This window comes from Nocardia sp. NPDC004582, from assembly GCF_053602115.1.
In genome coordinates this window covers 1-8,021 of the sequence record NZ_JBSGCY010000212.1, presented here as the reverse complement: position 1 = coordinate 8,021, position 8,021 = coordinate 1, and the positions used below count along the sequence as shown (strand labels likewise).

General features: G+C 68.9%; 10 protein-coding genes and 1 pseudogene. 3 read left to right on the top strand and 8 right to left on the bottom strand.

Going from position 1 to position 8,021, the window contains the following annotated elements; translation table 11 throughout:
- Together ACWELJ_RS32280 and ACWELJ_RS32275 are read left to right on the top strand one after the other, a co-directional pair.
- Positions 1-199, top strand: a pseudogene (locus ACWELJ_RS32280) (septation protein SepH); the annotation flags it as partial.
- Between the two features lie 240 nt (positions 200-439).
- Positions 440-1,177, top strand: a complete 738-nt coding sequence (locus tag ACWELJ_RS32275; protein WP_452369865.1) for a DUF6928 family protein — start codon at positions 440-442, stop codon at positions 1,175-1,177.
- Between the two features lie 12 nt (positions 1,178-1,189).
- Here ACWELJ_RS32275 and ACWELJ_RS32270 read toward each other — a convergent pair whose 3' ends face one another.
- Both ACWELJ_RS32270 and ACWELJ_RS32265 read right to left on the bottom strand, forming a co-directional pair.
- Positions 1,190-1,483 carry a DUF2537 domain-containing protein gene (locus ACWELJ_RS32270; protein ID WP_452369864.1) on the bottom strand — a complete coding sequence of 98 codons (294 nt, stop codon included), beginning with the start codon at positions 1,481-1,483 and terminating at the stop codon, positions 1,190-1,192.
- Positions 1,480-2,283, bottom strand: a complete 804-nt coding sequence (locus ACWELJ_RS32265) for a TrmH family RNA methyltransferase (protein ID WP_452369863.1) — start codon at positions 2,281-2,283, stop codon at positions 1,480-1,482. The genes ACWELJ_RS32270 and ACWELJ_RS32265 overlap by 4 nt, the downstream gene beginning before the upstream one ends.
- Before the next feature lie 100 nt (positions 2,284-2,383).
- On the opposite strand from ACWELJ_RS32265, the gene ACWELJ_RS32260 reads away from it, so the two are divergent.
- Entirely contained in the window at positions 2,384-2,749 is a 366-nt protein-coding gene (locus tag ACWELJ_RS32260) for an FKBP-type peptidyl-prolyl cis-trans isomerase (protein WP_452369862.1), read from the top strand.
- A gap of 90 nt (positions 2,750-2,839) precedes the next feature.
- On the opposite strand, the gene ACWELJ_RS32255 is transcribed toward ACWELJ_RS32260, so the two are convergent.
- The 6 genes from ACWELJ_RS32255 to ACWELJ_RS32230 all read right to left on the bottom strand — a co-directional run bounded on the left by ACWELJ_RS32255 (position 2,840) and on the right by ACWELJ_RS32230 (position 7,754).
- A complete protein-coding gene (locus ACWELJ_RS32255; protein WP_452369861.1) occupies positions 2,840-3,508 on the bottom strand; it encodes an RDD family protein in 669 nt (222 codons plus the stop codon).
- Between the two features lie 55 nt (positions 3,509-3,563).
- Positions 3,564-3,845: a hypothetical protein gene (locus ACWELJ_RS32250; RefSeq protein WP_357089931.1), complete on the bottom strand. Its 282-nt coding sequence runs from the start codon at positions 3,843-3,845 to the stop codon at positions 3,564-3,566.
- A gap of 147 nt (positions 3,846-3,992) precedes the next feature.
- A complete protein-coding gene (locus ACWELJ_RS32245) occupies positions 3,993-5,150 on the bottom strand; it encodes a YhgE/Pip domain-containing protein (RefSeq protein WP_452369860.1) in 1,158 nt (385 codons plus the stop codon).
- A 73-nt stretch (positions 5,151-5,223) separates the two neighbouring features.
- The gene (locus ACWELJ_RS32240) at positions 5,224-6,618 is read right to left on the bottom strand and encodes a sensor histidine kinase (RefSeq protein ID WP_452369859.1); all 1,395 of its coding nucleotides are present in this window, start codon (positions 6,616-6,618) and stop codon (positions 5,224-5,226) included.
- On the bottom strand, positions 6,615-7,322 hold the full coding sequence (locus tag ACWELJ_RS32235; protein ID WP_452369858.1) for a response regulator transcription factor: 708 nt from the start codon (positions 7,320-7,322) through the stop codon (positions 6,615-6,617). The genes ACWELJ_RS32240 and ACWELJ_RS32235 overlap by 4 nt, the downstream gene beginning before the upstream one ends.
- Before the next feature lie 45 nt (positions 7,323-7,367).
- Complete coding sequence (locus tag ACWELJ_RS32230) at positions 7,368-7,754, bottom strand: hemophore-related protein (RefSeq protein WP_452369857.1); 387 nt, start codon at positions 7,752-7,754, stop codon at positions 7,368-7,370.
- Between the last annotated feature and the right edge of the window lie 267 nt (positions 7,755-8,021).

Below are 8,021 nucleotides of genomic sequence, written 5' to 3'. Positions count from 1 at the left end.
CCGCGGAGTTGGAGCGCCCGATCAGTTTCGAGCGCAGTCCGAGCGCGACGACGGTTTGGGCGAGGGTGCGGCCCCGGCTCCCGCGCAGCCCGCGGCGAAGTCCAACGCGCAGAAGCCGAATCGGGCCAAGCGTGGCGGGAAGGCGCCGATGCCGTCCTGGGAGGACGTGCTCCTAGGCGTGCGCAGCTCGGGTCACTGACGCTTTCCGCTTCGGGGCACTGACGCGCTGTCGATCTTCGCGAATGCCGGAGGGTTGCTGACCTTCCGGTATGTCGTTCGTCGCCGAGCCGCGAAACGGCATTGGCAACAGCCGCATTTCAGGCTGTCGCGGGGGTAGATTCAATCCTGTTGGCGGGCTGGTACCGGCCGATCACTGTCGGCCCCGACCGGTCGCCATGCGTTGCTCAAAAGTAGCCAGTGTGCGAGGGAGGTGACGTCGGTGCCATCAACGGTCTCATCCCTGTGGTACGTCGACGCCCCCGATCCGGCGGCCGTGCTGCGCGCGCACCCGGGACCCGATCCCGATGCCGCCTTCGCGCTCGCTCGGCAGCTCAATCCGGACCGGGACGTGGTGCCCGCCGCCTCCGGCAGCATGAAGGTGTGGGCGGGCCCGGACCCCGAATCCGTTTACATCGGTTGCTATCCCGGCGTCACGGTGATGTGTTCCACCCGGGCCGCGCTGCCGCGCCCCACCAGACTGCCGGAGCTGCTGGTCCGTCCGCTCGCCTCCGAGCAGACCTACCTGATCTCCTACGACCTGTCGCTGGGCTGGGGCGCGTTCGCCCATTGGGAGCGTGGCGAATTCCGCCGCTCCTTCAGCGCGACCCGGGTCAATATCCTCGAGGACGAGGGCATGCCGCGGGTCTGGGAGCGGCCCTATTGGGCGGGCGAGCATCCGATCGTCCTCACCCCCGGCGAAATGCCCGACCCCCAGCTGCTGCCCTTCGACCCGCCCGGCTTCGCGGACGCCGCCAACGAGCGATGGCTCGGATTCCGGTACCGCGGCGGGACTTCCGCGGACGCCCTCACCCCCGACCAGATCGAGGTCTGCGGATTCTCGCTGTATCCCAAGGGCGAAGCGCCGCGGCTGGACAGCGAACCGGAAACCCCGATCGAGCACGGCAACGGCCGGCGCGGACTGCTGCGCTGGCTGCGCGGCCGGGACCGCGTCTCCTGACCGCGGGCCGGTTCAGAACAGCAGCAAGCTCACCCAGGCCGCCAGCACCCCGGCGCCCAGCCCCGCGATCACCCAGCGGGTCACCGGAGCGAACCGCCAGCGCCAGGCCGTCGGCGCGGCCCCGCCCACCGCGATCAGATTGACCACCACCGACAGCAGCGGATGGATCTGCGCCAGCGCCGCCCCGAAGGCGTACACGCCGGTCGCGGTCAGCGCCGCCACCATGACGGCCACGGCGATGCCGCTGGCCCACGGCGTGGGTTCGGAATATCCGTATCCGTACGGTCCGTCGGGCGGATGACTCACTGTGCTCGCACTCTCTCGTAGAAGGCCATGGCGGCCGCTGTCGCCACATTAAGCGAATCGGTGCCGGGCGTCATCGGGATGCGGGCCCGAATGTCGCTGGCGCGCATGGTCTCCTCGGTCAGGCCGGGGCCCTCCGCGCCGAGCAGCAGCGCCACCTTGTCGCCGGTCATGGCGGTGGCCAGGGTGCCCGCCTTCGGGTTCGGGGTGAGCGCGACGATCTGGAAGCCGTGCTCGCGCAGCACGTCCAGGCCCGCCGGGAAGGGCGGCAGCTGGGCGAACGGCACCCGCAGCACATGCCCCATGGACACGCGCACGGCACGCCGGTACAGCGGATCCGAGCAGCGGTCGCCGAACAGCACCGCGTCCGCGCCGAGTCCGGCCGCGTTGCGGAAGATGGAGCCGATGTTCTCGTGGTCGTTCACGCCCTCGAGCACCGCCACCGTGCGCGCGTCCGCGAGCACCTCCGCGGCGCTGAGTTCACGCGGCCGATAAGCCCCCGCGAGCACGCCCCGATTCAAATGGAATCCCACCACCTCGGCCATCACCTCGGCGCTGGTCCGGTAATACGGAATATCCACCGCCGCGAGATCCTCGCGCAGCTGCTCATATCGGTTCGCCACGCCGAATAATCCGAACGGCGTGAACCGTGAGGCCAGCATGCGCTGCACCACCACCACGCCCTCGGCGATCACCAGGCCTTTTCCGCCCGGCAGGTCGGGCCGGCGGTCGGCGTTATTGAGGTCGCGGAAATCGGCGACCCGGGGATCGGCGGGGTCGTCGATATCGATCACTTCGGCCACGCGCCCATTTTCGCCTCCGCTCGGGGCGGTCGAATGAGCGGGGCACGGTGCGGGGCATAGGGTAGATCAAGTTCCGATCCCCTATCGAAGAGGACAGCCGATGAGCAGTAAGCCGGAAATCGAGTTCCAGGACGGCCCCGCCCCCGCCGAGCTCGTGATCAAGGACCTCGTCGTGGGTGAGGGCACCGAAGCCAAGCCCGGCGACACCGTCGATGTCCACTACGTGGGCGTCGAGTACGACACCGGCGAGCAGTTCGACGCCTCCTGGGACCGCGGCGAGTCGATCGTCTTCCCGCTGCGCGGCCTGATCCAGGGCTGGCAGGACGGCATTCCCGGCATGAAGGTGGGCGGCCGTCGCCAGCTGACCATTCCGCCGAAGCTGGCCTACGGCGAGGCCGGTCGCGGCCACCAGCTCTCCGGCAAGACCCTGGTCTTCGTCATCGACCTGCTGGACGTCGTGAACTGACGCCTATCAGGTCGCTGAAAGACACGTGCCCGCCGCGCATTCCGCGCGGCGGGCACTGTTGTTCCGGGTACTCGGAATTGTTCTCGGTACTCACACCTTGACGACGATGCTGCTCATGATCTTGTCGGCGAAGGTCTGCCGTTTGGCGTCCCAGATCGGCCACAGCCAGCCCAGGTAGCAGGCGAGGCTGTCCACGACGTGGCAGAGCTGGCGGACGAAGGCCATGCCGAAGCCCAGGACCTGACCGTCCGCTTCGCGAACGAGCTTGATGTTGAGCATCTTCCGGCCGGGGGTCTGGCCGGTGGTGCCCTCCCGGTAGATGAGCCAGAGCGCGCCGGCGAAGGCGATGAGGGCTCCGACCACGATGAGCGCGATGCCCGCGCCCGACAGCCCGCCCGAGCAGTTGGTGCTGTAGGAGGTGTCGGTCTGCTCGGTGACGCAGTCGGCGTCCTTGAATCCGATGACGAAGCCGAGCGTATAGAAGATGGCCGCGGGCACGAACACGATCAGCCGATCGATCAGGTAGGCGCCGACCCGCGCGCCCCAGCTGGCATAGGGCGGCGTGGGATAGGCGGCGTAGACCGGCTGGTAGCCGTAGCCCCCGGGCTGCCCGGGGAAGCCGCCGGGCGGTTGCTGGCCGTATCCGGGAGGCGGCTGCTGCCCGTACCCAGGTGGCGGCTGCTGCCCGTATCCGGGTGGCTGCTGCCCGAAGCCCGGCTGCTGCGGCTGCTGAGAGTAGGGATCGTTGCCGTAGGTCATCGGTTCCTCCCCAAGAGGATGCGGGGGTATGGCCCCCGCATTGTCTCCCGAATCGCTAGCCGACGATGGCATTCATGATGGTTCCCGCGCTGGTGGCGGTCGCGCCGCCCAGCATCGCGTTGGCGACCATCTTGGGCGAGGCCGAGCCACCGCCCCACTTCTCCCAGGCGAAGCGCCCGCCACCATAGGTGATGGCCGCGATGCCCGACATCTGGGTGAACCACGTGAAGTAACGGAACATCTTCATCATCTTGTCCGCCATGGGCGGGGTTTCCGCGGTGGGATTGCCGAGCTGGGCGAGAACCGTGCCGTACATGTCGTGTGCGGCGATCAGCATGCTCACGATCGTTTCCTCTCCGATACCGGCGCTGAGTGGAGCCGAGGTGCGGATGAAGCGGACGAGCTCACGAAACGGGTCGATTAGAGCAATTCGGGCACAGTGTACTCCGGCGAACCGCCGATCGTTGCTGATTGTTTGCGAACGTTATCTCCGAATGATGTCCACGGGGTCGGTGAGGGCCGCGGCGATCACGGTCTGCTGGGGTACGCCGAGCTGGGGGAGTGAGCCCATGGCCTGGCTGGCCTGATTGTTCAAAAGCTTGGTGACGGACTGTAATTGGGCCACACCACCGGTCAGCGCCTGCATCGCGGTGACCAGCTGGGCGCCCGCCTGATCGGCGATCGCGGGAATGCTCTGTGCCAGCGACGCGCCCTGATTCAACTGGGCGCTTGCGTCATTCAGCCGTCCGGCCGCGTCGCGCAACAACTGCCCGACCTTGGTATCCGGAGTGACTTGCGTGCCTGTCAGATTCGCGAAGCCGCTCAGCTGGACATCTGCCTGATTCGCGATGGTGCGCAGGCCCTGCAGCTGCGTGATCACACTCGCCACCTGCGGATCCCCGGCCACCGGCAGCCCCTGCAGCAACGGCACCACCACATTCAATCCGCCCGACAGCGCGCTCGCCGCCTGCGAGACCTGCCACAGGGTGACACCGGTCGAATCCAGCGCCGTGGCAAGCTGATTCGCCTGCGTGGTCGCCGCCGACAGGGTGGCGTTCAGGGCGTCGATTCCCGAAGTCAGCTGCCCCGCACCGGCTTTCGCCTGGGCCAGGAAATCGGTCAGCTGGTCCGCGCCGCCGGAGAACTGCTGCGCACCGTCCGCGGCGGCCTGCACCCCCGCGCTCAGCATGCCGGAGGTCCCGGCGATCTGCGACACCTGCAGGCGCGCGCTGTTCATGGTCGAGAACAGGGTGTCCAGTCCCGCCGCGCTGACCTTCTTGGTCACCTCGGTCACCGCGTCATTGACCAGGTTCGGGTCGGCGCGGTCGTGCGTGGCCACGGTGACCTGCGCCTTCTTCGGCTTATCGGTGACCAGGGAGTTGATGTCGGCGGTCAGGTCGGCGGGCAGCGTGATCACCGCGGCGTAGTCGCTGACGCTCGCCTCGTCGACAACCTCCCAGTGCCGGATTCCACTGGCCCGCAGGTCCTTCGCGATGCGCGCGCCCAGCGGACCGGAATCGCCGTTGACGAGCGCGACGGCGGTGGGCGCGGCCCGCAGGCGGCCGATGCCGACGACGCCCGCCGCGACGGCGGCGGCGAGCAGCAGGACGATCAGGAGCCAGCGAGAGCGTTTTCCGAACACGATTCAGACCGTAGAGGCCCGCTATGTCCGTGGCTCTGATGGATGTCTGAGAGTTCGGTAAAGACCGGTACGTTCACATCCGCGCGGGTGGCGGCGGCCACGCCGAACGATCCGGGAGTTCCAGCACCAGCCGCACCCCGCCCAGCAGGCCGTCGTCGAAATAGGCTCGGCCACCGTGCAATTGGGCCTGCTGCGCCACCAGCGCCAGGCCCAGTCCGGACCCGCCCTTGGTGGCCTGGCTGCCCCGGAAGAAGCGCGCGAACACCTGCTCCCGCTCGTCGGCGGGCAGGCCGCGGCCGTTGTCGTCGACGGTGATCACGATGCGCCCGCCCGGCACCCGATGCGCCGTCACCAGCGCCTCGGTGGCCCCGCCGTGGCGCGCGGAATTGGTGAGCGCGTTGTCCACGGCCAGCCGCAGGCCGGTGGGCAGGCCCCGGGTGACCAGCTCGGCGTCGGTGTCGATGCGCACCGTCAGCCGCGGGAAGTGCCGCATGGCGTATTGCGCGGCGGCGTCGCACAATTCGCCCACATCGGTGAGCACGTGATCGCCGTCATTGGTGAGATCGCCCGCGGCGAGTCGTTCCAGCGCGGCCAGGGTCGTCTCCACCCGGTTCTGGCCGCGCTGCAGGTCGGTGAGGATCTCGCGCCGCTGCTCCTCGTTCAGGTCCAGGGTGCTCAGGACCTCCAGGTCGGTGCGCATGGCGGTGAGCGGGGTACGCAGTTCGTGCGCGGACACCGCCGCGAAGTCGCGCGCGGTCTCGAGCGCGGTGGCGGTCTCGGCCTGCGCCTGGTCCACCCGCTCGAGCAGCGTGTTGACCGCCTCGGCCAGCTTGTCCGCCTCCTTCACCCCGGATCCGTCCAGCGGGATCAGCGGATCGCCGCTGGGCGCGCGTTCGTCCAGGTCCCGGGTGAGTTTCACGATGGGCCGCACCGCGCGCCCGCCGAACAACCAGCCCAGCCCCGCCGACGCGGTCACCGCGAGCGCCGCCGCCAGGTACACCCAGCGCCGCTGCTCGTTGATGGTCTTCTCGGTCTGGTTGGTCGGAATACCCAGGGACACAACCTGTCCCGCGGGCTGCGCCTCGGTGGTGGTGAGCACCCGATAGGCGTTGCCGTCCACGGTGACGGTGGCATTCCCGACCGGCAGCACGGGCAGTTTCACCGGCGTACTGGCCAGCGCCCGGTCGTTCATCCGCACCGTCAGCGCCATTTCCTTGTTGGGCGCGAGGATGTCGACCACATTGACCGCGAAGACCGGCTGGATCAGCACCAGCCGCGACACCATCGACAACTGCTGATCGGCCTGGGCCATATTGCTGCGGCCGATGGCGTAGATGGTGATCCAGCTCAGGATGGCCACGATGATGGTCGCGCCCAGCGCCGCGGCGGCGGCGACGCGCACCCGCAGCGTGTAGGACCAGCGGCGGCGGGCGCCCCCGGGCGCGGAAGGGCCCGCCGCGGCGGTCATTTGGGCGCCCGCAGGACGAATCCGACGCCGCGGATGGTGTGCAGCAGGCGCGGGGTGCCCTCGACCTCGAGCTTGCGCCGCAGATATCCGACGAACACGTCCACGACATTGGTGTCGGCCGCGAAGTCGTAGCCCCACACCAGTTCCAGCAGCCGTTCCCGGCTCAGCACCACCCCGGCGCTGCGGGCCAGCGTGGACAGCAGCTCGAATTCGCGCTTGGTGAGCTCGATCTCGGCGCCGTGCAGCAGCGCCCGATAGCCCGCGACGTCGACTTCCAAGGGCCCCACGGTGATCGCGCCGGGGATCGCCGAGGCCGGCGCGTCGCTGCGCCGCCGCAGCAGCGCCTTGATCCGCGCCACCAACTCGGCGAGCACGAACGGTTTGACCAGGTAATCGTCGGCCCCCGACTCCAGTCCGGCGATGCGGTCGTCCACCGAGCTGCGCGCCGACAGCACGCAGATCGGCACCTCGTTGCCCATGGCCCGCAGCGCGGTCACCACGCCCGCCCCGTCCAGGACCGGCATGTTCATATCGAGCACGACCGCGTCCGGGGCGAATTCATTGACACTGCGCAGGGCGGCCGCCCCGTCCCGGGCGATGACCACCCGGAAACCGGACAGCCGAAGCCCGCGCTCGACCGATGCGAGCACATCCTCATCGTCGTCGACGACCAGGACAGTGGGTACCTCACCGCGTTCGACCACGGGCTCCATTCTGGCAGCCGCTACTCAGGCTCCACCTCTCCGCGCCTAGTAGTTGTGGCAGGAGTCGGCCACCTGCTGGATGGCGGCGGCGATGCCCCCGGCGCGCGGGTCGGCCGCGGCCTGGTTGGCGGCGTCCGGATTGTCGCGCAGGTACTGATCGAGTTCGGCCTGCCGCTCGGCGGGGGAGAGGTCGAACTTGGCCTTCAATTCGGCCTTGTAGCCGGGGTTCTGGTCCAGGAACTGGGCCAGCGCCGGCGACTTGTCGTGCAGGGCGGCGTCCACCTGGGTGAACGAACAGGTCGAGTTCAGGAGCGGCGCAACCAGATCCGCGGGGGAGGCGGAGGCGGTGGCGGGCGCGAAGGCGAGGGCGACGGCGGCGACCGCGCCGGCTCCGAAGAGCACACCGGCACGACGATTACGGACGAAGCTCATACAGCGACCTTCTTCTCAGTAGGCACAGCGACAGGGTCGCGCGGGATTCCCGCGCGCCCGACCGACGCTAAACGACCCCTCTAGGAGGTCGATGAGCCAATTCTGAAAAGTCTCTGAGGCTAGCCGGAGACGGCCTGATCCCCGGTCGGAGCGGCCGGATCGCCGGCCGGGTCCGGGCGGCGGATCGGGGTGGTGTGAAGACGACCGAACCCCAGCCGTAGTAGTAGTCCATCGGATGCAGGTTGGTCAGGCGCCGTGCGACCCAGC